This window comes from Bacillus sp. 1A (genome assembly GCF_052682215.1).
On record NZ_JBQYLZ010000001.1, the window covers coordinates 2,030,929 to 2,052,921 of the forward strand.

General features: G+C 35.2%; 24 protein-coding genes and 1 other annotated feature. Of the genes, 18 read left to right on the forward strand and 6 right to left on the reverse strand.

All coding sequences use genetic code 11. The features are described from left to right. The first annotated feature begins 83 nt into the window (after positions 1-83). Positions 84-218: a YuzL family protein gene (locus ACUN0F_RS10240; RefSeq protein ID WP_000039594.1), complete on the forward strand. Its 135-nt coding sequence runs from the start codon at positions 84-86 to the stop codon at positions 216-218. 44 nt (positions 219-262) lie between these two features. Here ACUN0F_RS10240 and ACUN0F_RS10245 read toward each other — a convergent pair whose 3' ends face one another. The 3 genes from ACUN0F_RS10245 to rnhC all read right to left on the reverse strand — a co-directional run bounded on the left by ACUN0F_RS10245 (position 263) and on the right by rnhC (position 1,849). Continuing rightward, entirely contained in the window at positions 263-514 is a 252-nt protein-coding gene (locus ACUN0F_RS10245; protein ID WP_000994734.1) for a hypothetical protein, read from the reverse strand. 13 nt (positions 515-527) lie between these two features. Next, positions 528-797 (reverse strand): hypothetical protein, encoded by a 270-nt coding sequence (locus ACUN0F_RS10250; RefSeq protein ID WP_000925542.1) that lies wholly within the window; start codon positions 795-797, stop codon positions 528-530. 116 nt (positions 798-913) lie between these two features. Beyond that, the gene (gene rnhC, locus ACUN0F_RS10255; protein ID WP_445539457.1) at positions 914-1,849 is read right to left on the reverse strand and encodes a ribonuclease HIII; all 936 of its coding nucleotides are present in this window, start codon (positions 1,847-1,849) and stop codon (positions 914-916) included. A gap of 124 nt (positions 1,850-1,973) precedes the next feature. On the opposite strand from rnhC, the gene zapA reads away from it, so the two are divergent. From zapA to srtB, 12 genes are all read left to right on the forward strand, one after another. Continuing rightward, positions 1,974-2,243, forward strand: a complete 270-nt coding sequence (gene zapA, locus ACUN0F_RS10260; protein WP_000082701.1) for a cell division protein ZapA — start codon at positions 1,974-1,976, stop codon at positions 2,241-2,243. A 1-nt stretch (position 2,244) separates the two neighbouring features. Continuing rightward, positions 2,245-2,784, forward strand: a complete 540-nt coding sequence (locus ACUN0F_RS10265) for a CvpA family protein (protein WP_000565409.1) — start codon at positions 2,245-2,247, stop codon at positions 2,782-2,784. 55 nt (positions 2,785-2,839) lie between these two features. After that, a complete protein-coding gene (gene polX / locus ACUN0F_RS10270) occupies positions 2,840-4,558 on the forward strand; it encodes a DNA polymerase/3'-5' exonuclease PolX (protein WP_000867528.1) in 1,719 nt (572 codons plus the stop codon). Positions 4,559-4,577: 19 nt separating this feature from the next. Beyond that, positions 4,578-6,938 (forward strand): endonuclease MutS2, encoded by a 2,361-nt coding sequence (locus ACUN0F_RS10275; RefSeq protein ID WP_000893721.1) that lies wholly within the window; start codon positions 4,578-4,580, stop codon positions 6,936-6,938. Positions 6,939-7,132: 194 nt separating this feature from the next. Further along, positions 7,133-7,822, forward strand: coding sequence for a 23S rRNA pseudouridine(2604) synthase RluF (locus tag ACUN0F_RS10280; RefSeq protein ID WP_445539458.1), 690 nt, complete (start codon positions 7,133-7,135; stop codon positions 7,820-7,822). Between the two features lie 108 nt (positions 7,823-7,930). After that, positions 7,931-8,181 (forward strand) — a binding site (T-box leader). Positions 8,182-8,298: 117 nt separating this feature from the next. After that, on the forward strand, positions 8,299-9,624 hold the full coding sequence (gene brnQ6, locus ACUN0F_RS10285; protein WP_000842659.1) for a branched-chain amino acid transport system II carrier protein BrnQ6: 1,326 nt from the start codon (positions 8,299-8,301) through the stop codon (positions 9,622-9,624). A 498-nt stretch (positions 9,625-10,122) separates the two neighbouring features. Beyond that, positions 10,123-10,830, forward strand: coding sequence for a heme uptake protein IsdC (gene isdC, locus ACUN0F_RS10290; protein ID WP_445539459.1), 708 nt, complete (start codon positions 10,123-10,125; stop codon positions 10,828-10,830). Positions 10,831-10,849: 19 nt separating this feature from the next. Then, positions 10,850-13,162, forward strand: a complete 2,313-nt coding sequence (locus ACUN0F_RS10295) for an NEAT domain-containing protein (RefSeq protein ID WP_445539460.1) — start codon at positions 10,850-10,852, stop codon at positions 13,160-13,162. Positions 13,163-13,237: 75 nt separating this feature from the next. Continuing rightward, positions 13,238-14,113 (forward strand): heme ABC transporter substrate-binding protein IsdE, encoded by an 876-nt coding sequence (gene isdE, locus ACUN0F_RS10300; protein ID WP_445540815.1) that lies wholly within the window; start codon positions 13,238-13,240, stop codon positions 14,111-14,113. Between the two features lie 27 nt (positions 14,114-14,140). Then, positions 14,141-15,124 (forward strand): FecCD family ABC transporter permease, encoded by a 984-nt coding sequence (locus ACUN0F_RS10305; RefSeq protein WP_001036828.1) that lies wholly within the window; start codon positions 14,141-14,143, stop codon positions 15,122-15,124. Beyond that, positions 15,114-15,884: an ABC transporter ATP-binding protein gene (locus ACUN0F_RS10310; protein WP_000403736.1), complete on the forward strand. Its 771-nt coding sequence runs from the start codon at positions 15,114-15,116 to the stop codon at positions 15,882-15,884. The genes ACUN0F_RS10305 and ACUN0F_RS10310 overlap by 11 nt, the downstream gene beginning before the upstream one ends. Positions 15,885-15,915: 31 nt before the next feature. Beyond that, positions 15,916-16,680 (forward strand): class B sortase, encoded by a 765-nt coding sequence (gene srtB, locus ACUN0F_RS10315; protein WP_445539461.1) that lies wholly within the window; start codon positions 15,916-15,918, stop codon positions 16,678-16,680. A 68-nt stretch (positions 16,681-16,748) separates the two neighbouring features. Here srtB and isdG read toward each other — a convergent pair whose 3' ends face one another. Beyond that, positions 16,749-17,072 carry a heme oxygenase gene (gene isdG / locus ACUN0F_RS10320; RefSeq protein WP_000587825.1) on the reverse strand — a complete coding sequence of 108 codons (324 nt, stop codon included), beginning with the start codon at positions 17,070-17,072 and terminating at the stop codon, positions 16,749-16,751. A gap of 285 nt (positions 17,073-17,357) precedes the next feature. On the opposite strand from isdG, the gene ACUN0F_RS10325 reads away from it, so the two are divergent. Beyond that, entirely contained in the window at positions 17,358-18,557 is a 1,200-nt protein-coding gene (locus ACUN0F_RS10325) for a class I SAM-dependent rRNA methyltransferase (protein ID WP_048544299.1), read from the forward strand. A gap of 39 nt (positions 18,558-18,596) precedes the next feature. Here the strand turns inward: ACUN0F_RS10325 and ACUN0F_RS10330 are convergent, their stop codons facing one another. Both ACUN0F_RS10330 and ACUN0F_RS10335 read right to left on the reverse strand, forming a co-directional pair. Further along, entirely contained in the window at positions 18,597-18,791 is a 195-nt protein-coding gene (locus tag ACUN0F_RS10330; protein ID WP_001014310.1) for a YwbE family protein, read from the reverse strand. After that, positions 18,792-18,965 carry a hypothetical protein gene (locus ACUN0F_RS10335; protein WP_001293584.1) on the reverse strand — a complete coding sequence of 58 codons (174 nt, stop codon included), beginning with the start codon at positions 18,963-18,965 and terminating at the stop codon, positions 18,792-18,794. Positions 18,966-19,133: 168 nt separating this feature from the next. On the opposite strand from ACUN0F_RS10335, the gene ACUN0F_RS10340 reads away from it, so the two are divergent. The 4 genes from ACUN0F_RS10340 to ACUN0F_RS10355 all read left to right on the forward strand — a co-directional run bounded on the left by ACUN0F_RS10340 (position 19,134) and on the right by ACUN0F_RS10355 (position 21,967). Continuing rightward, a complete protein-coding gene (locus ACUN0F_RS10340; RefSeq protein WP_000018032.1) occupies positions 19,134-19,826 on the forward strand; it encodes a response regulator transcription factor in 693 nt (230 codons plus the stop codon). A 1-nt stretch (position 19,827) separates the two neighbouring features. Continuing rightward, positions 19,828-20,763 (forward strand): HAMP domain-containing histidine kinase, encoded by a 936-nt coding sequence (locus tag ACUN0F_RS10345; protein ID WP_445539462.1) that lies wholly within the window; start codon positions 19,828-19,830, stop codon positions 20,761-20,763. A 126-nt stretch (positions 20,764-20,889) separates the two neighbouring features. Then, a complete protein-coding gene (locus ACUN0F_RS10350) occupies positions 20,890-21,813 on the forward strand; it encodes an ABC transporter ATP-binding protein (RefSeq protein ID WP_046956253.1) in 924 nt (307 codons plus the stop codon). Then, complete coding sequence (locus ACUN0F_RS10355) at positions 21,806-21,967, forward strand: hypothetical protein (RefSeq protein ID WP_000931777.1); 162 nt, start codon at positions 21,806-21,808, stop codon at positions 21,965-21,967. Before ACUN0F_RS10350 ends, ACUN0F_RS10355 begins: the two co-directional genes overlap by 8 nt. Positions 21,968-21,993: the final 26 nt, after the last annotated feature.

Here is a 21,993-nt window from a genome sequence, read left to right on the forward strand (position 1 = left end):
AAAGCGAGAGGGTTTCCTCTCGCTTTTTATTTTGCATAGTTTATTACCTCGTAGCAAAAAGTAACGCGAAGGGGTGAATATAAATGAGTAAAAAAGTGAAAAAAGATCATTCAAGATCAAGCCTTGGTTCTCCAGAAGTAGAAGGACAAGGAACGACGACACATGAAACAGGTTCTCATAAAGTATCTTCATCAAATAAGAAGCAGAAAAGAAGTTAACATAAAAAAGGAGAGTCTTGGCGGCTCTCCTTTTTTTATATGTATTACACCTTATTATCGTTAATTTCCTTTGTAATTTTATCTACATCTTTGTCTAATCGATCTAAATAGAAATACCACAGTAAGCTCATGAACACGTAATAGATGGCCATAACGCCAAGGTTATCAGATATATTTTCGAATGTTGATTTAGTAGTGAAAAAAGCTCCCCAAATGGTAGAAATAATGAAGTAAGAAAGTGGACCTACGAGGTGTACAAAAACATATAATAACTTTTTAATTTTCACAGCGTTCATATGAATTCCCTCCTTATGTAAACAATCCTTTTTTTCTAATCATAGATTCAAGTTCCTCACAGAAGTGTTGTAGTTTTGCTGGATTGTGTATTAACAAGCGGGCATCGTGTTTCCCGATAAATCTTCGAATCCGAAAGTTTAATAAGAAAGATCGGCCGTAGCGCTCTATTAAATCGTTGAACTCTCGTTGTTCACTTAGTAGCTGAATGTTTTCTCTAATTTCAAACTGTCTTTCGTGTGGATCGCCTAGTAAAATATTTAGAATCATTTGTAGAAGTAGCACTGGGAATCTCCTCCTATGTTAGAATAATCTGTATATTTTAATTGTAACAAAAATAAAAGGACAATAGTAGAGTGAAACAAAAAACAGGAGTTTGTAGGCTCCTGTTTTTGTCGATACTATTTTAATAAGCGAAACGCCTTCTCCTTATTAGCGAAATGCATTTTCACAAACTCAGGTAATCGTTCTTTACCAAGCTTTTGAATTAATTTAGCAGCTGCAATATCAACTTGTTTACCAGCACCTTTTGGAAGTGGCATACCAGCTTTTTTGCTTAGTTCGTTAAACTGTTTTACGAATGAGTAACGAGCTAAAATAGAAGCAGCGGCTACTGCTAAATGGACGCTTTCACCTTTCGTCGCAAAGTAAACATTTTCACGCTGTACCTGCTTTTGTTTTGCTAAATATTTGTAGTATGTATCAGGTTGTGTGAATTGATCGATTAAGACGCCTTCAGGTTTTGTAGGTGCAATTTTAGCTAATAAGTTTGTAATAGCTTTATTATGCAGTAAAGCTTTTAACTTACCTTGGTTGTTTCCTTTATCAAATAGTTCGTTATATTTTTCATTATGAAGGACAAGAGAGCTGTAAGGAACAACGTGTAGAAGTTGTTTTGCAATGGCAGTAATTTGATCGTCATTTAAGTTTTTAGAGTCTTTTACACCAAGTTCTTTTAACAGTGGGATTTGCTTAGCATCCATATATACAGCAACTACTGTCATCGGTCCGAAGAAATCACCAGTACCAACTTCATCTGATCCTACGATAGACATTGTACCGATGGAAGTAGGTGGTGCATAACGGTGTGAATCGACAGATTTTTTTACAGCTGTTTTCGGTGTTTGAGAGACAGTTTGCCAACGAGAAGCTTCTGCTTCAGCACGGCCACCTTGGAACATTACTTTTCCAGATTTATAAGCTGTAATGGTGCAAGACGGCACCTTTGCCATGAAGATTCCGCCTTGTGGGGTTTTTGGGCTAAGTGCCTGTTTGTATTGTTGTTTCATGTCTTCAATTACTGTAGAATTTGTTTGAATTACGATAGAATTTGACATAGTGGTCGCCCCTTTTTTTATATTGTTATTTTTATCATATCGGATTGTTCTTTCTGTTTCCATAATATGATGGTTCATGGTATGATAAACTTTAGGATTCTGTACGTGATTGGAGGCCGGTGAGTTGTCACAACAAAAGGGAAAGAAAAGTCGAATTAATGTAGAAATCTATGGTCAACAATATTCAGTTGTTGGCGATGAAAGTACAAGTCATATCCGCATGGTAGCAGCGATTGTGGATGATAAAATGCGCGAACTCAATGCCAAGAATCCTTCGCTTGACACGAGTAGACTAGCGGTATTGACGGCGGTAAACGTCATACACGATTACATAAAATTAAAAGAAGAACATGAGAAATTGAAAGAAAGTATGACAAAAAAAGGAATGGAATAACATGATTGATATTATTATCATTTTACTGCTTGTTATGGGATTTTTCCTCGGCTTACGCAGAGGGTTTATTCTGCAACTTGTAAAGTTAACAAGCTTTATTATCGCATACCTTGTTGCATACTGGTACTGTAAAGATTTAGCGCCAGCACTTGCGAAATTTATTCCGTATCCATTTGATAAAAACGTATCTGTTCCAGAATGGATTGATGCAAATAATATTGAAACAGTATTTTATCAAGCGCTTGCGTTTATCATATTGTTTATTATTACAAAAATCGCACTTTCATTACTTGGTAATTTGTTAAATATGTTTGCAGAAATACCGGTTTTAAAGCAAGTCAATGCGTTTGCGGGGGCAATCCTCGGATTTTTAGAAGTATATATCATTTTGTTTGTTTTAATTATCATTGGAAACATTCTTCCGATTGAACAAGTACAAACACCATTACAAAAATCATCAATTAGCAAAATAATTGTAGACGATACACCGATTCTTTCTGAAAAGGTGAAGGAACTATGGCAGACAGGTAGCAGAGTATAACTTCTCTTTTTTCGGAAAGAGGAGTTTTTTTCTATGAAAGAAAGGCGGGGCAATGATGAAAGTAAATAAAAAACAAGTTATTAAATTATTAGAGACAATCGGCCTGTTTATGGAACTAAAGGGCGCGAATCCATTTAAAATATCTGCATTTCGTAAAGCGGCAGCAGCATTAGAAAGTGACGATCGTAGTCTTTCTGAAATTGAAGATTTCACGAAGATTCCGGGCATTGGAAAAGGAACAGCAGCAGTGATTCAAGAATATATAGAATCGGGAACATCTGAAGTATTACAAGAGCTTGAGAAAGAAGTGCCAAGTAGCTTATTACCGTTATTAAAATTACCAGGCCTTGGTGGTAAAAAGGTAGCTAAGTTATATAAAGAACTTGGTGTTGTTGATATGGAATCGCTAAAAGCGGTTTGTGAGGAAAATAAAGTACAAGCTTTAGCAGGTTTCGGTAAGAAGACAGAAGAGAAAATATTAGAAGCAATCGATCAAGTAGGCTCTCGTCCAGAGCGTTTACCAATCGCAATGGTATTGCCTATTGCCGGGGAAATAGAGGAGAAATTGTCGAATATCGCTGAAGTAATTCGTTTCTCTCGCGCTGGTAGTTTGCGCCGAGTTCGTGAAACAGTGAAAGATTTAGATTTTATCATTGCAACGTCAGAACCAGCTACAGTACGTGAGCATTTACTGCAATTCGATAATATGATTGAAGTAATCGCAAGTGGAGATACGAAAGTTTCTGTTCGTCTTCAATATGAATATGATATTTCAATCGATTTCCGTTTAGTAAAACCTGAAGAATTTATTACAACTCTTCATCATTTCACAGGATCAAAAGACCATAACGTAAAAATGCGCCAAATCGCGAAAGATAGAGGCGAGAAAATCAGTGAGTACGGTGTAGAAAACTTAGAAACAGGTGAAGTGAGAACATTTGAAACAGAAGAGGAGTTCTTCTCTCATTTCGGTCTTCCATTCATCCCACCAGAAGTGCGTGAAGATGGAAAAGAAATTGAATTAATTAAAGAGTATCCGAACTTAATTCAGTTCTCTGATATACAAGGTGATTTACATATGCATACAACGTGGAGTGACGGTGCCTTTTCGATTGAGGAAATGGTACAGGCATGTCGTGCTCGTGGTTATAAATTTATGGCAATTACCGACCATTCACAATACTTAAAAGTAGCGAATGGTTTAACGAAAGAGCGCCTTCGTGAACAAGCGAAAGAAATTGAACGTATGAACGAAAAGTATCCAGACATTACAATTTTACGCGGAATTGAAATGGACATTTTACCAGATGCAACACTTGATTTTGATGATGAAGTATTAGCAGAATTAGATTATGTCATTGGAGCGATTCACTCTAGCTTCTCACAAGACCGTGAAACGATTATGAAACGTCTTCGTGCTGCGCTGGAGAATAAGCATGTCACAATGATTGCCCATCCGACAGGACGCCTTCTTGGGCGTCGTGAGGGTTACGATGTAGATACAGATTTATTAATTGAACTCGCAAAAGAGACAAATACAGTTTTAGAATTAAATGCGAATCCAAATCGTCTAGATTTAAGCGCGAAATTATTAAAACAAGCACAAGATGCTGGTGTAAAAGTAGCGATTAATACGGATGCTCATACGCTTGAAATGTTAGAAGATATGGAAACAGGTGTAGCGGCAGCACGTAAAGGTTGGATTCAAAAAGATAACGTGATTAACACGTGGGATATCGAACGTTTATTAGACTATATTAAACGTAATAAGTAACACAAGGGGGACCTGCAACATGTTAGAAAGAACGTTGCGTGTATTAGAATACAATAAAGTAAAAGAACAATTACTTGAACATACAGCCTCTTCACTTGGCCGTGACAAAGTGAAGCATTTAGTGCCAAGCACTGATTTTGAAGAAATTGTAGAAATGCAAGATACAACGGATGAAGCAGCGAAAGTCATTCGTTTAAAAGGTAGTGCACCATTAGGTGGTATTACGGATATTCGCTCAAATGTGAAGCGTGCAAAGATTGGGAGTATGTTAAGTCCAAATGAACTACTTGATATTGCAAATACGATGTATGGTAGTCGCAATATGAAACGTTTCATTGAAGATATGGTTGATAATGGTGTTGAGCTTCCTATTTTAGAAACTCATGTCGCTCAAATTATATCTTTATATGATTTAGAAAAGAAAATTACAAATTGCATCGGTGATGGCGGTGAAGTAGTCGATAGCGCAAGTGATAAACTGCGTGGTATTCGTACTCAAATTCGTACTGCGGAAAGCCGTATTCGTGAAAAGTTAGAAAACATGACGCGTTCTTCTAACGCGCAAAAGATGCTGTCTGACGCGATTGTAACGATTCGTAACGAACGTTACGTAATCCCAGTAAAACAAGAATACCGCGGTGTATATGGCGGTATTGTTCACGATCAATCAGCTTCTGGGCAAACGTTATTTATTGAACCACAAGTCATTGTAGAGTTAAATAACGCGCTTCAAGAAGCACGAGTGAAAGAAAAACAAGAAATTGAACGCATCTTATTGATGTTAACAGAAGAAGTGGCAGTAGAAGCAGATATCGTTTTATCTAACGTAGAAGTAGTTGCGAATCTTGACTTTATTTTTGCGAAAGCTTTTTATGCGAAGCGTATAAAAGCAACGAAGCCAATTGTAAATAACGAGCGCTATATGGATTTAAGACAAGCACGTCATCCGCTTATTGATCCAGAAATTATCGTGCCAAATAACATTATGTTAGGTAAAGATTTTACGACAATTGTTATTACAGGGCCGAATACAGGTGGTAAAACAGTTACGCTGAAAACAGTTGGTATTTGTGTATTAATGGCGCAATCTGGCCTTCACATTCCAGTAATGGATGAGTCAGAGATTTGTGTATTTAAAAATATCTTTGCCGATATCGGTGATGAGCAATCGATTGAACAAAGTTTAAGTACGTTCTCCTCACATATGGTGAACATTGTTGATATTTTAGAAAAAGCTGATTTTGAAAGCTTAGTTTTATTCGATGAATTAGGTGCTGGAACAGACCCGCAAGAAGGGGCTGCATTAGCAATTTCAATTTTAGATGAAGTATGTAATCGTGGTGCTCGCGTTGTTGCTACGACGCATTATCCAGAATTAAAAGCATACGGATATAACCGTGAGAAAGTTATTAATGCGAGCGTTGAGTTCGACGTTAACACATTAAGCCCAACGTATAAATTATTAATCGGTGTACCAGGACGTAGTAATGCTTTTGAAATTTCGAAGCGCCTTGGACTATCTGATCGCGTGATTAATCAAGCTCGTAACCACATTAGTACAGATACAAACAAAATTGAAAATATGATTGCGAAGTTAGAAGAAAGTCAAAAGAATGCAGAGCGTGACTGGAACGAAGCAGAAGCACTTCGCAAGCAATCTGAAAAACTGCATCGCGAATTACAGCGTCAAATTATTGAATTTAATGATGAGCGCGATGAAAAATTATTAAAAGCGCAAAAAGAAGGGGAAGAAAAAGTCGAAGCTGCAAAGAAAGAAGCAGAAGGCATTATTCGAGAACTTCGTCAATTGCGTAAAGCACAGCTTATAAACGTGAAAGACCATGAGCTTATTGAAGCAAAGAGCCGTCTAGAAGGTGCGGCGCCAGAGCTTGTGAAGAAACAAAAAGTAAACGTGAAAAACACAGCGCCAAAACAACAATTACGCGCAGGTGATGAAGTAAAAGTGTTAACGTTCGGTCAAAAAGGTCAATTGCTTGAAAAAGTAAGTGATACAGAGTGGAGCGTACAAATTGGTATTCTGAAGATGAAAGTGAAAGAATCCAATATGGAATACATTAATACACCGAAGCAAACTGAGAAAAAAGCAGTTGCAAGTGTGAAGGGTAGAGATTATCACGTTTCGTTAGAGCTTGATCTTCGCGGTGAACGTTATGAAGATGCAATGATGCGCGTTGAAAAATATTTAGACGATGCACAGCTTGCAAGCTATCCTCGCGTATCAATTATTCACGGTAAAGGAACAGGAGCGCTTCGCCAAGGTGTACAAGATTACTTGAAGAAACACCGCGGTGTGAAGAACTTCCGTTACGGTGACATGGGCGAGGGAGGCCTAGGCGTAACAGTTGTCGAATTAAAATAGCAAACAACGAAACAAAGGGGAACCATTATATGTTTATGGACAAACTTGCAAAAGTATTGTTAGCTTGTTGTGGAATATTTTTGGTAATTGGGGTTATTTATTTAGTTGTTTTTGCGAAGTAAAAGAGCGTCAATCGTGGCAGAGTGATATTGCCATAGATTGACGCTTTTAATATATAGGAAAAGGAATAAGCTATGAAAATCAACCAATACATAAGCGAAGCAAAATCATGCTCCAGACGTGAAACAGATCGCCTCATTAAAGCAGGACGCGTGGCTATTAACGGTCAAATATGTACGCACGGTGCACTCGTGAGCGATGGTGATGTGGTAACGATTGATGGACAGGTTATTGTAAAAGAAGAGAAAGAAAAGGTGTATATCGCCTTTCATAAACCAGTTGGTATTACTTGTACAGCAGCCGAGCATATTGAAGGCAATATTATTGATTATATTAATTACCCTGAGCGTATTTTTCCTGTTGGACGATTAGATAAAGCGTCGGAAGGATTAATTTTATTAACGAATGACGGTGCGATTGCGAATCAAATTTTACACGGAGATCATGAACACGAGAAAGAATATATTGTTACGGTTGATAAGCCGTTTACAGATTGGTTTATTGATGAGATGTCCAGCGGTGTAAAGATTAAGGGTGGAATGACGAAGCCTTGTAAAGTGACGAGAGTGGATCAGTCTACATTTCGCATCGTTTTAACGCAAGGAATGAACAGACAAATTCGTAGAATGAGCCGTGCTTTCGGATTTACTGTAACAAAGCTAAAGCGGGTTCGTATTCTGAATATAGAGCTAGACGATCTTGAAGTGGGAAAATGGCGGAGCGTTACATCTGAGGAATTAGACATTTTAATAAATCAGTTTTAGGGAGGAAAAATTTTCTCCCTATATTTTTTTGTCAGAAAAAATAAAACTATTGATTTTTTAAAAAATAGCCCATATAATAAAAAACAACAAGTTTCGACAAGATATTTTATAAAAGTAATGATGAGGACATGAGTTGTTTTTGACGATTCTCAGAGAGGGGAGCCTAGGCTGTGAGCTTCCTAATACGGAAAGACAAACTTACCACCTCTAAACTTCAAGAGTGAACTGCATGATGCATTGTAATTCTTGGCGGATAAAACCGTTATCAATTTACACGAGCTATAAAATGAGCTTATTTTGTTATAAATTCATTTTATTAGAATAAGGGTGGAACCACGATTTCAACACTCGTCCCTTTGTTAGGGACGGGTGTTTTTTGCGTTCTTTTACGGGGAAGTATGCTTGAAAGAGGATATGTGACGGCCTTTAATTCAGAATATTTTGTCGATATAAAAATATGTAGGAGGTTAGTAGAAATGAAATCATCTTTAAAGTTTTCTGAGATGTTTGCAATAAGTTTAATGTTGTTTGCACTATTTTTCGGTGCAGGTAATATGATTTTCCCGCCGGCTTTAGGGCAAGGTGCTGGAACAGACGTATGGATCGCGTTATTTGGCTTTATCGTAACAGGTGTTGGATTACCTTTATTAGGGGTAATTGTTATAGCTCTAAAGGGAGATATTAATGAGCTAGCGGGGCGTGTACACCCTGTATTCGCACTTGTTTTTATCACTGCAATTTATTTATGTTTAGGCGTATTCGTAAGTGTTCCGCGTACAGGAACAGTTGCTTATGAAATGAGTGTTGCACCATTTTTACCAAGTGATATAGCTGGTCAATCGTATCCACTTGTTATCTTTACATTCATTTTCTTTGCAGTAACTTTCTATTTAGCTTTAAACCCATCGAAATTAGTGGGCCGCATCGGTAAAGTATTAACTCCAATTTTGTTAGCTGTTATAGCAATTATCGTAGGTAAAGCAATTATTACACCAATTGGAGAATTTGGTGCACCGACAGAAGCGTATAATGCTCCGCTCTTTAAAGGTTTTATTGATGGATATTTAACTTTAGATGGACTTGCAGCACTTGTTTTCGGAAATGTTGTTATTAATGCTTTAAAAGCAAAAGGCGTTACAAATAAGAACAGCATTGCAAAAGTAACAATCTTTGCAGGATTTATTGCAGCGCTCGGTTTACTACTTGTTTATTTAGCACTTGCTTATCTGGGAGCTTCTAGTGTGTCTCTTGGAATGGGAGCAAACGGAGGGATTATTTTAACAAACGTTGTAAATCATTTATTTGGTAGTTACGGAACTTTATTATTAGGGATCGCAATTACAGCGGCATGTTTAACAACTTCTGTAGGTATTGTTGCAGCTTGTGGGGAATATTTTTCTTCTTTATTACCAAAGCTTTCTTATCAAAAGATTGTTTTCATCTTCTGTGTATTAGCATTTATGGTAGCAAACCTTGGGTTAACTCAGTTAAACGCATTAGCATTACCGATTTTAATTGCAATTTACCCAATTGGTATCGTACTGATTGTATTATCACTTGTTGAAAACTATATTCGTCTTCCATTAGCTATGTATGTAGGCGGTATTGTAGGTTCATTTGCAATTAGCTTCTTTGATGGATTGCATAATGCAAGTCTTCAAGTAGCGGCCCTTGCTCCTATCTTAGATAAAATTCCACTATATAGTGTAGGGATTGGTTGGCTAGTTCCGGGTATCATTGGAATTGCAATTGGATATGTAGTTTCTTTATTTCAAAAGCAAGAAGTTGCTGTAGAAAAATAGTGAAAAGAGGCTTTCTATGAAAGAAAGTCTCTTTTTTTGTAGAAAAAATTGTATATAGGGAAATTTAGATATTAAAAATTTTATACGTAATATAGTTGACAAAAAAATTAGCATTAGGCTAAGATTGACTTAGTTGTGGAAATATTTGAAGGAAAGTGAGGAGTGAAAGGTATAAGGTTTTCTATAACGATATCATTTTGTAGATAGAGGTGATAGAGTAGGAGAATGGTGGTTTTATTTTTTTTGACCTTCATTGAGAATGATAATCATCAAAAGAAATAGGGACTTATGTTAAAATGTAAATCGCTCTTTATAAGGAATAGGGAGGGATATTATTTTTAACACGTAGTGAGAATGATAATCAATGATATCTACATTACATAAATAAATTACAATTAAATAATGATAGAGGATTATTATTTTTTTCTTATAAATTGAGAATAATTATCATTTTCAAAAAAGTATGGATGAAAGATAAACAAGGAGGAAGTAAGCCAAATGAGAAAGATTTCTGTATTACCCGCTTTTATTATAACGTTCGTATGTATGCTAGCTTTTCTTGCCATGCCATATGGGAAAGTTTCAGCACAACTAGCTGACGGTACTTATGATATTAACTATGTCATTCAAAAAGCGGAAAATGATTCAGCTTCAATGGCAAATGATTATTTTGAAAAACCAGCTAAGTTAGTTGTAAAAAATGGTGAGATGAGAGTACAAATTCCGATGAATCATAGTGCTTGGATTACAGAATTTAAAGCACCTGAAAACGGGAATTTTGTTGATGCAAAAGTTGTTAGTAAAGATGAATCAGCAGATAAAAGAACTGTAGAGTTTAAAATAGACGATTTATCTAAGCCAGCAGCTGCAAAAATTCATGTTGTTGTACCGAACGTAAATTATGACCATAACTACACAATTCGCTTTGCGTTTGATGCAAATGTAAAAGCGGTAGGTGGAGAAAATAAAGCAACTACTGTAACAAAGAATAATGATCAAACAAAAACAGATACACAAGTAAAAGAAGAAGTGAAGAAAGAAGAGAGTAAAGAAGCAAATAAAGAGGCAAGCAAAGGAACAAATGAAAGTGGAAAAGCTGAAAAAACAGATAATCCAAAAACAGGTGATGAAGCACGCATTGGAATATTTGCAGCGTTAATTCTTATTTCAGGTGTTTTCTTAATTCGTAAAGTACGTCAAAACTAAATAAAGGAGCGTTATTCCATTGAATAGATATCTTAAAATTGTTGTTGCGATGTGTTTAATGATATTTACATTCGTATCAACATTACAACCGCTTGCAGTTCAAGCAGCAAGCCAACTAGCTGACGGTGAATATTCAATCGGTTTCAAAGTTCTTAAGGATACATCAGATGAAGAATCTATGATGAATCAATACTCTGTAAGTCCAGGAACTTTAAAAGTGAAGGATGGGAAGAAGAAGGTATCCTTTACGTTAGAACATAGTTCATGGATTACGAAGTTTGAAACAGAAAAAAATGGCCAGTTTGTTGCGACAAATGTAATTAGTGAAGATAAAGAAAAAGATACACGAGTAGTAGAATTTGAAGTGGACGATGTAGAGAAAGTATTAAATGCGAAAGTAAAAGTGGACATAGACTTTTTAAATTATCATCATGATTATGATGTGCGTATTGCATTTGATCAAAATAGTATTACACCGATTCATGTAGAAAAACCAAATGAAAAAGAGGATCCAGCAAATAAGCCAGATCCAAATGAAAAACCGGATCCAAGTCAGAAGCCCGACCAAAAGCCTGACCCAGATCAACAACCCAATTCTAACACAATTAACGATGGGAATTATAGTATTCCATTTAAAGTGTTAAAAGATAAGACAGATGAAGAATCTAAGATGAATACTTACATGGTAAATCCAGGAGTATTAAAAGTAGAAAACGGTAAGAAAAAGGCAATTGTAACACTAACAAGTAGCTCATTAATTAAAAAATTCCAAACGGAAAAAGATGGCGCATTTGTTGATGCAAAAGTAGTGAGTGAAGATAAAGAAAAAGATACAAGAGTAGTAGAGTTTGAAGTGGACGATTTATCAAAAAAATTAAATACAAAAGTATTTATCGAAATGGCAGCAAGAAACTATAAGCAAACACATGATGTACAACTTTTATTTGAACAAGATAAACTTGAGTCAATTAAGAACGAAGAAAAGCAACCAGAGGTAGAGAAACCAGAGGTAGAGAAACCAGAGGTAGAGAAACCAGAAGTAGAGAAACCAGAAGTAGAGAAACCAGAGGTAGAGAAACCAGAAGTAGAGAAACCAGAGGTAGAGAAACCAGAAGTAGAGAAACCAGAAGTAGAGAAGCCGAATGTTGAAACAATTAAAGACGGTGAATACAGCATCAATTTCAAAGCTTTAAAAGATCAATCAGAAGAAATTTCAATGATGAACACGTATACAAAAAGTCCAGCTGTACTAAAAGTGAAAGATGGTAAGAAGTATGTATCGTTTACATTAACGAACAGTACATGGATTACAAAATTTGAGTTTGAAAAGAATGGTTCTTTTGTTAACGCAAAAGTGTTAAGTGAGAATAAAGAGCAAAATACAAAAGTAGTAGAGTTAGAAGTAGATGATTTATCTAAAAAGTTAAATGCAAAAGTAAAAGTAGATATCGATTCAATGAATTATCACCATTTCTACGACATTCAATTTGCATTTGATAAAGATAGCGTTAAACCGTTAGACAATCAAGGCGGAAATGATAACCAAGGTGAAAACGACAATCAAGGCGGAAACGATAACCAAGGCGGAAACGATAACCAAGGCGGAAACAACAACCAAGGTGGAAACAACAATCAAGGCAGAAACGATAACCAAGGCGGAAATAATCAACCAAAAGTAATAGTTGATCCGAAAAATTTAGTGGATGGTCAATATGATATTCCATTTAAAGTGTTAAAAGATAAAACAAATGAGCTTTCAAAGATGCATGACTATACTGTACACCCAGCAAAATTAATCGTTAAAGATGGTAAAAAGTACATTGAGATGACGTTGAAAAATAGTGCATGGATTACAAAATTCCAAACGGAAAATAACAGTCTTTTTGCTGATGCGAAAGTAGTAAGCGAAGATAAAAATGCAAATACGAGAGTAGTGCAATTTGAAGTAAGTGATTTATTTGCAAAATTAAATGCAAAAGTAAAAGTTGATATCAACGAAATGAACTACCATCATTTCTACGATGTCCAAATTCAATTTGATACAAATAATATTGGTGCATTAGGAACGATTAAAGAGGATCCAAAAAAAGATCCGAAAAATGATCCGAACAATCCAGTGATTACACCGAAAGTAGATAATGTGAAAAAAGTAGATAATCCTGACTTTAACCGAAATGCAGATGATAAGAAGAAAAAAGAAGATCAAAAAAATGATCCGAAAAAAGAGAAAAACTCAAAAACGGCAGATACAGCACAACTAGGTTTATACATGGTGCTATTGCTTGGGTCACTTGTTTTACTAGTTCGTAAATATAGAGCAGGAAGATTGTAATTTTTGGAGTCTTGATGCATGTTCGCATGCATCAAGACTTGTTTCATATTATTTGGAAAGGAGTGGTGATTGAGAGTGAAGAAAATTGCTAGTGTACTAATGGCTATCATTCTATTAGTGAGTATAGCTGGATGCTCGGCGCCTAAAAAAGAAGCAACAAAACAGGTAAAGAGTGAGAGTAAAGAGAGAATTGTTGCAACGACAGTTGCTGTTACTGAAATTATGGATGCGTTAGAAGTAGATTTAGTTGGTGTTCCAACAAGTACGAAAGATTTACCAAAGAGATATAAAGGTTTACCTGAAGTCGGGAATCCGATGAGTCCTGATATGGAAAAGGTAAAATCGTTAAAGCCGTCAGAAGTATTATCCGTGACAACACTTGAATATGAATTAAAGCCAGTTTTTGATGGTGTCGGCACGAAAGTAAACTTTTTAGATTTAACAAGCTTGAAAAATATGCAAAATTCCATTAGCGATTTAGGTAAGCAATATGGACGTGAAAAGCAGGCTGAAGCAGTTGTAACGAAGTTAGATAACAAGGTTGCAGAAATTAAAAAAGCAGTAAAGGGAAAGAAAGAACCGACAGTGCTTATTTTATTAGGTGTACCAGGGAGTTATTTAGTAGCAACAGAGCATTCTTATATTGGAGATTTAGTGAAACAATTAGGTGGTAAAAACATTGTACAAGGTGAACAAGTAGAGTATTTAGCTTCTAATACAGAGTATTTAAAGAAAGCTGATCCGGATATTATTTTACGAGCAGCTCATGGTATGCCTGATGAAGTTGTGAAAATGTTTGATAAAGAATTTAAAACAAATGATATTTGGAAACATTTCGCTGCAGTTAAAAATAACCGTGTTTACGATTTAGAAGAGCGCTTATTTGGGACGACAGGTAATTTAGCAGCAATGGAAGCGTTAGATGAATTGAAAAAAATGATGTATCCGTGATGCATTTTAATATAAAGGAAGAGTGGAATGAATAAAAAAACTTGGAGTTTCCTCATTGTTACTGCATTGCTTATTGTTATGACATCATTGTCAGCGATGAAAGGGAGTTTAGAAATAGGTATTGTTGAGCTTGTGCAAGGGATATTTACAGGGGGGAATGAAGATGTTGAAGTGATTAAAGATTTACGTTTCCCACGTATTATTATTGCACTATTTACTGGAGCAGCTCTGGCTGTTTCAGGTGTGCTTTTTCAAGCTGTTATGAAAAATCCACTTGCTGATGCTGGGGTAATCGGGATATCTTCTGGGGCAAGTTTTATGACACTTGTTATTATTACGTTATTCCCGCAATTCTTTTTCTGGACACCCGTATTCGCCTTTTTAGGTGGTGCGTTTGCATGTTATCTCGTTTATGCATTTTCATGGAAGTCAGGGTTAAGTCCGCTTCGCATTATTTTAGTTGGTATAGCTATTAATGCGATGTTCACTGGATTAAATGAATCGTTCATTACGATTTGTGGATATTTCATTAAGAGTATTAAGCAAACGACGACTTCTAACATAACGATGAAGACGTGGGGCGATGTAGAAATAATGGTTACATATGGAACAATTGGTCTTATTCTTGCTCTGTTTGTAGGAGCTTGGTGTAACTTATTATCGCTACAAGATAAGACTGCGAAAAACTTAGGTTTGCACGTGACGAGAGTTCGTCTTATTATTTCTGCTATTGCAGTACTTTTAGCGGCAGTATCAACAGCGATTGCAGGTGTTATTGCTTTCGTAGGATTACTCGTTCCGCACATTTCAAGACAACTAGTCGGTTCGGATCATAAAGTATTAATTCCATTTTCTGCTCTTGCAGGAGCGTTATTAATTTTGACGGCGGATACGATTGGAAGGTTAATTGTGCCACCTAACGAAATTCCAGCAGCGACGATTATGGCGGTGATTGGTGGCCCATTCTTAATATTCTTGCTTAGAAAGAGTGATAAAGTTCATGGAAATTAAAAATGTAACCTTTTCGTATGATAATGTAACGGATCGATTAAAGTCGGTTAGTAGTGAAATAGAAATTGGTAAAATTACAACAATTATTGGCCCAAACGGTTGCGGGAAATCGACATTACTTGGCGTGATGTCAAGAAATCACGACCCTCGTAGCGGAGAGATAATACTCGATGGGAAGGCGATTAGTCAATATAAACCGAAAGAGTTTGCTAGAAAGTTAGCCGTTGTCCATCAACAAAATGAAGCACCGGCAGACATGACGGTAGAGAAATTAACAAGTTATGGTCGTATGCCTCATAAAAATATTTTTTCCTCGCAAACTGATGAAGATAGAGAAGCGATCGAAAGGGCTTTAGCATGTACGAATTTGCTAAGTAAACGTGATAAAGAGATTCATGCTTTATCTGGTGGAGAAAGACAACGTGTTTGGATTGCCATGACGTTAGCTCAGAAAACACCAATGCTCTTTTTAGATGAACCGACAACATATTTAGATATTTATTATCAACTTGAAATATTAGAGCTAGTAAAAGAGTTAAATGAAGTACATGGATTGACAATCGTTATGGTACTACATGATATCAATCAGGCGATCCGCTATAGTGATCATATCATCGTTATGAAAGACGGCGAAATTGTTACGAAAGGTAAGCCGAATGATGTTGTGACAGAAAGTATGATAAAGACGATATACGGTGTAGATGTCGTTGTAAAGCAAGATGAAGATACAGGGTTGTATATGGTCCCAATGGGTATTTAAATATGCGAACAATCCGTTTTGAGGTGATGATTTGAGTAGTAAAAAAGAACAGAAGAAGAATTCTTTTTTTCAACGAATACTTACAGTTGTTTTTTTAGGTACCTTTTTCTATTCAGTATATGAATTAGGTGATATTTTCATGGATTACTATGAAAATCGTAAAGTAATGGCCGAAGCACAAAACATTTATGAAAAGAGTCCGATGGAAGAGCAATCACAAGACGGGGAAGTACGTAAACAGTTCAAAGCTCTGCAGCAAATTAACCAAGAAATAGTTGGATGGATTACGATGGATGATACACAAATTAATTATCCAATCGTTCAGGCGAAAGACAATGATTACTATTTATTTCGTAATTATAAAGGTGAAGATATGAGAGCGGGAAGTATTTTTATGGACTATCGTAATGATGTGAAATCTCAAAATCGAAATACTATTTTATATGGTCACCGTATGAAAGATGGTTCTATGTTTGGAAGTTTAAAGAAAATGTTAGATGAAGAGTTCTTCATGTCGCATCGTAAATTATATTACGATACATTATTTGAAGGATATGATCTTGAAGTGTTCTCGGTGTATACAACAACAACTGATTTTTATTACATTGAAACGGATTTTAGCAATGATACGGAATACACATCATTTTTGGAGAAAATTCAAGAAAAATCGCTGTACAAAACGGATGCAAAATTGACAGCAAGTGATCAAATCGTAACACTTTCGACGTGTGACTATGCACTTGATCCGGAAGCAGGAAGGTTAGTCGTGCATGCGAAACTAGTAAAAAGACAGTAAATAAAAAAGTATAGAATATGAGAAGTGGTAACGCTTCTCATATTCTATACTTTAAAAAAGAAATATGTTTACTGTGCTGCAGCCATTGGCATACGTACAACTTCAACATTGTAGTAAGTGATCTTATTATCAAGAATATATTCTGGCATCCCACCTTGATGTGAGTGAGCATCTTTAAATGCTGAGCTCTTCGTCCAACCTTGGAAATCTTCTTTTGCATTCCAGCGTGTGCTAATTGTTACCTCATCATAATCAACTGTATTTTGCGTTAAAAGAACTTCTAATCCTAAAAAGCCTGGCATCGTTTCGACTTGACCTACTTTATTAAAACGCTCAATTAATTTATGTCCATTTCCCTTTGTAATTTTAGCTGTATTTGTAACAATAATCATGTTTTATTCCTCCTATAAATGTAGCCTTTATTTTCGAGAACTCATATACGTTAAATGATAATGAAAATCATTATCATTGTCAATGGTAAATGTGAAATAAATAAGTTTTTTTATTATTTTGGACAGTAAGATTTCCATTTCAAAATGTAGTAAATATGTGGCGATTAAGCGAGTTGTACTAGCAAAGCGATAATATGGTATAGTGAAACGAGGTTATTTTTTAGCCTCGTTTTTTATATGCTTCCTACGAATTAGAAAGCATGCAAATGGAAAGGAAGTTATTATATGCGATCAGAAGTAACTGTAAAAATAAAACCGAAATTTATAAAAGAAATTAAAAGTGGATATCCGCTTATTTTAAAAGATGCAATTCAAAATTTAAATGATGTTCAGGAAGAAGGAACAATCATTAAAGTAGTAGATGAGAAGAACAATTTTATCGGAAAAGGTTATTATGGAAAACAAAATAAAGGATACGGCTGGATTTTAACGAGAAAAGAGAGTGAACAAATTAATCAATCTTTCTTTGAAAGCAAAATAAAATCTGCCTTACATAAACGAAAGCAATTTTACAAATCAAGTGATACGACAGCATTCCGTGTCCTAAATGGCGAAGGTGATGGTCTTGGAGGCTTAATTATCGATTATTATGACGGCTATTATGTAGTAAGTTGGTATAGTGAAGGGATTTATACTTTCAGAGATGAGATTATAGCAGCTCTTCAAAAAGTAGCAAACTTTAAAGGGATTTATGAGAAAAAGCGTTTTGATACGAAAGGGAAATACATTGAAGGCGATGATTTCGTAGCAGGAGAGCGCGGCGAGTTCCCACTTATCGTAAAAGAGAACGGTGTGAACTTTGCGGTGTATTTAAACGATGGAGCGATGGTTGGTGTATTTTTAGATCAGCGTAACGTTCGAAAACAAATTCGTGATAAATATGCGACAGGGAGAACAGTGTTGAATATGTTCTCTTATACAGGTGCTTTCTCTGTATTTGCAGCGCTTGGCGGAGCGAGCAAAACGACGAGTGTCGACCTGGCAAATCGTAGTTTAAGTAAAACGATTGAGCAGTTTAGTGTAAATGAAATAGATTATGAAGCACAAGACATTATTGTAGAAGATGTATTTCTTTACTTCAAATATGCAGCTAAGAAAAAGATGAAATTTGATATGGTTGTACTTGATCCTCCAAGCTTTGCACGCTCAAAAAAATATACATTTAGTGCAGCGAAAGATTATAAAAACTTATTAAAAGAAACAATTGCGATTACAGAAAATAATGGGATTATTGTTGCCTCTACAAATTGTAGCGCATTTGATATGAAAAAGTTTAAAGGATTTATAGATACGGCATTTAAAGAAATGAATGGCAAATATAAAATATTAGAAGAACATTCTTTACCAGAAGATTTCCGTACCATTGATCAATTCAAAGAAGGAGACTATTTAAAAGTAGTTTTCATCGAGAAAATTAAAGGGTAATAAAGAAAAAGGAGCTCGAGTTTACTTGAGCTCCTTTTCTTATTGAACGATATTTTGTACTCTACCGACTTGCCCGTCCTGCAATCGCACTTTAATGCCATGAGGATGGGAAGGGGAGTTTGTTAAAATATCTTTTACAATTCCACGTGTTAATTTGCCTGTTCGTTGATCTTGTTTTAGTACAATATCAACTTCAAGACCGGGTGCGATATTAGAACGTTTTTGTCCGTTCATTTATACACCTGTACGTCTACGCTGGTTGTTTGTTTTCTTCGTTTGTTGGTTTTGTAATTTTTTCGTTGCTTGGCTTTGATTTGTATTATTTGAACCATTTCCATTTCCTTGCTTTTTCTTTGCAAGTTGTTCACGCATTAAATCAGCTAAGCTTACTTTTTTGTTTTCTGACATGATAAGTCTCCTTTATATAAAGTTAATTATGAACAATAGTAGTGAATTTTATCATATCATTGTTATGGAAGGAAGGGAAGTTGGTTTGAAAATTCATATAATTGTTTCCAGTCTGTAGTAGTTACGATACAATTGAATTGTTAACGTTTGTAAAAAGGGGATAGACATATGTCACATCATATTTTATTAGTTGAAGACGATATTTCAATTCAAGAGATGGTGGAAAAGTATTTAATAAAAGAGGGCTTTCAAGTTACAATCGCATCTGATGGAGAAGAAGGCGTGAACACATATTTAAAAGGTTCATTTGATTTGATTATCCTCGACATTATGATGCCAAAGCTAGATGGCTTAGAGGTTGTGCGAATCATTCGGGAAAAAAGTGCAGTTCCGATTTTAATGATGTCGGCAAAAGATACAGATGTTGATAAAGCTGTTGGATTAGGACTGGGAGCAGATGATTACATTTGTAAGCCATTTTCTATGATTGAATTGGCTGCACGTGTAAAAGCGGGTATTCGGAGGTCTACGAAATATTCGGCTACAGAAACAACAGAAAAGATGATTCAAATTGGTGATTTAGCAATTGATCCAATTAATTTTACGGTTGAAAAAAACGGAAAGCCCCTCAAACTTACTTTAAAAGAATTTGAGATTTTAAAGCTATTCGTAAAGAATCAAAATCGTGTATTTACAAAAGCGCAAATATATACGTTAGTTTGGAACGAAGAGTATTACGGTGATGATAATGTTATAAATGTTCATATGAGAAGATTGCGCGAGAAAATTGAAAGTGATCCATCTAATCCAGAGTATATTAAAACGTTATGGGGCATCGGCTATAAGTTGGAAGTGATGTAATATGGTCAATTTGTTAATAGGTATTGTTTTTATATTGTTATGTGTCATTTACATACAGTATAAAAGGAGGAAAAACAGTAGCAAAAATTTACGATACACATACGAAAAGTTAGAAAGTATTGTAAATGAACAAACAGGCGAGAAGTTACTCGTTATGACAGATGATCTAGAATTGCAAAAATTATTAGTGGCAATTAATCAATTATTAGCTGCAAAACAGAAAACGAATGCAGATCATGCGAAAGTAGAAATTTCGATGAGAAAAATGCTTTCCAATATTTCACATGATTTAAAGACGCCACTAACAGTTATTCTTGGATATACAGAAATGTTAAATAAGGATAAAACGATAAATAAAGAAGAACAGCAAATATTACTTGAAAAGGTGCATGTGAAAACACTAGAAGTAATGGAACTAATTCATAAGTTTTTTGACTTAGCAAAATTAGAATCTGGTGACAAAGCAATCGAGATGACAAAAGTGAATATGAATGAAGTTTGTCGTGAGAAGATTTTATCTTTTTATGATTTAGTGACGTCGAAAGGTTTTCATGTTCATATTGATATACCAGAAAGAAATATATATGCACTTGGAAATGTAGAAGTATTAGGTAGAGTATTGAATAATTTAATATCAAATGCAATTACATATGGAGACGATGGAAAGATACTGGGTATGACGTTAAGAGATGATGAAACGAATGTGTATATAGACGTATGGGATAAAGGAAAAGGGATTGATGAATCTCATATTGATAAAGTGTTTGAGCGTATGTACACACTTGAAGATTCGAGAAATAGATTGTACCAAGGAAGCGGTTTAGGGTTAACGATTACGAAAAGACTGGTGGAAGCGATGGATGGAAAAATTCATCTTTCTAGTAAGCCGTATGAAAAAACAATTTTTACAGTTGCATTAAAAAAGATGCAGTTTTAGCTTGTAGAGAAGTAAATTCTACAAGCTTTTTTTTCAGCGTAAGGAATTTGTAAGAAACGGGTAAGAAAAAAGAGATTTCCGTTGTCTATTATAAAAATATAAAGTAGTGCGAAAGGGGAAAGTGACATGACCTATATATTAAAAACGAATCAGTTAACGAAAGTGTTTAAAGGGAAAGAAGTTATTTCTAGCGTTAACATGCATGTGAAAAAAGGAGAGATATACGGTTTCTTAGGACCGAATGGTGCTGGTAAAACAACGATTATGAAAATGATTACAAATTTAATAAAACCGACGAGCGGTGAGATTGAAATTTTAGGTGAGAAGTTAACAGACACATCTTATGAAGTATTAAAAAGAATGGGGACAATTATTGAATACCCAATCTTTTATGATAAATTAACGGCGAAAGAAAATTTAGAATTACATTGTGAATATATGGGCTATTACGATAAAAACGCAATTGACCATGCATTACATTTAGTGAAACTGCACGGTATAGATAATAAAAAAGTAAAAGATTTTTCATTGGGAATGAAGCAACGACTTGGTATTGCAAGGGCAATCGTGACAAAGCCAGAATTGCTCATTTTAGACGAACCCATAAACGGTTTAGATCCAATTGGTATTAAAGAGTTACGAGACTTATTTAAAATGCTCTGCAAAGAATATGGCATTACATTATTAGTTTCTAGTCATATTTTAGGTGAGATGGAATTAATGGCGGATACAATTGGTGTAATTCAAAATGGAAAACTAATAAAAGAAGTTTCAATGAAGAGTATTAACGGAAAACAAACAGAGTACATTGAAATTACTGTTCCTGATGTGAAGCGTGCAGCTTATATTTTAGAAGATAAACTTGGTATAAAAAATTATAAAATAATGAGCGGAAATATGATTCGTGTGTATGATACGGCAGTGTCTCAGCAAGCCATTTCAAAAGCACTTATTATGAATGATGTGGAAATTGAAAGTATTAATAAGAAACATAGTTCCTTAGAGGAATATTTCTTAAATGTAATGGATGGAGAGGGCATTCATGCTTAATGGATTGTTAGTGAATCTAGTAAGTGGATTGGTCGTAATGTTCATAAGTGGGATTTTATATTATAGAAAACCAGAGCGGAAATGGTTGTTAATTCTACTAGTGATAGGAATGTTAAGTGTAGTTACTGCTGGAATTAGAATGTTAGTAGTGTAGAGACAGTTATATAAAGAATGGAGGCG

What these genes read in the sequence shown, in the direction of transcription:
- ACUN0F_RS10265 (WP_000565409.1), top strand. Translation starts at nt 2,245, where the DNA reads ATGATTGATATTATTATCATTTTACTGCTTGTTATGGGATTTTTCCTC.
- isdG (WP_000587825.1), bottom strand. Translation starts at nt 17,072, where the DNA reads ATGATTATTGTTACAAATACAGCTAAAATTACAAAGGGAAATGGACAT.
- ACUN0F_RS10240 (WP_000039594.1), top strand. Translation starts at nt 84, where the DNA reads ATGAGTAAAAAAGTGAAAAAAGATCATTCAAGATCAAGCCTTGGTTCT.
- ACUN0F_RS10335 (WP_001293584.1), bottom strand. Translation starts at nt 18,965, where the DNA reads ATGTCAGAAAACAAAAAAGTAAGCTTAGCTGATTTAATGCGTGAACAA.
- ACUN0F_RS10330 (WP_001014310.1), bottom strand. Translation starts at nt 18,791, where the DNA reads ATGAACGGACAAAAACGTTCTAATATCGCACCCGGTCTTGAAGTTGAT.
- isdC (WP_445539459.1), top strand. Translation starts at nt 10,123, where the DNA reads ATGAGAAAGATTTCTGTATTACCCGCTTTTATTATAACGTTCGTATGT.
- ACUN0F_RS10350 (WP_046956253.1), top strand. Translation starts at nt 20,890, where the DNA reads ATGACCTATATATTAAAAACGAATCAGTTAACGAAAGTGTTTAAAGGG.
- ACUN0F_RS10345 (WP_445539462.1), top strand. Translation starts at nt 19,828, where the DNA reads ATGGTCAATTTGTTAATAGGTATTGTTTTTATATTGTTATGTGTCATT.
- ACUN0F_RS10325 (WP_048544299.1), top strand. Translation starts at nt 17,358, where the DNA reads ATGCGATCAGAAGTAACTGTAAAAATAAAACCGAAATTTATAAAAGAA.
- brnQ6 (WP_000842659.1), top strand. Translation starts at nt 8,299, where the DNA reads ATGAAATCATCTTTAAAGTTTTCTGAGATGTTTGCAATAAGTTTAATG.
- polX (WP_000867528.1), top strand. Translation starts at nt 2,840, where the DNA reads ATGAAAGTAAATAAAAAACAAGTTATTAAATTATTAGAGACAATCGGC.
- ACUN0F_RS10355 (WP_000931777.1), top strand. Translation starts at nt 21,806, where the DNA reads ATGCTTAATGGATTGTTAGTGAATCTAGTAAGTGGATTGGTCGTAATG.
- ACUN0F_RS10305 (WP_001036828.1), top strand. Translation starts at nt 14,141, where the DNA reads ATGAATAAAAAAACTTGGAGTTTCCTCATTGTTACTGCATTGCTTATT.
- ACUN0F_RS10310 (WP_000403736.1), top strand. Translation starts at nt 15,114, where the DNA reads ATGGAAATTAAAAATGTAACCTTTTCGTATGATAATGTAACGGATCGA.
- rnhC (WP_445539457.1), bottom strand. Translation starts at nt 1,849, where the DNA reads ATGTCAAATTCTATCGTAATTCAAACAAATTCTACAGTAATTGAAGAC.
- ACUN0F_RS10245 (WP_000994734.1), bottom strand. Translation starts at nt 514, where the DNA reads ATGAACGCTGTGAAAATTAAAAAGTTATTATATGTTTTTGTACACCTC.
- ACUN0F_RS10280 (WP_445539458.1), top strand. Translation starts at nt 7,133, where the DNA reads ATGAAAATCAACCAATACATAAGCGAAGCAAAATCATGCTCCAGACGT.
- ACUN0F_RS10340 (WP_000018032.1), top strand. Translation starts at nt 19,134, where the DNA reads ATGTCACATCATATTTTATTAGTTGAAGACGATATTTCAATTCAAGAG.
- ACUN0F_RS10275 (WP_000893721.1), top strand. Translation starts at nt 4,578, where the DNA reads ATGTTAGAAAGAACGTTGCGTGTATTAGAATACAATAAAGTAAAAGAA.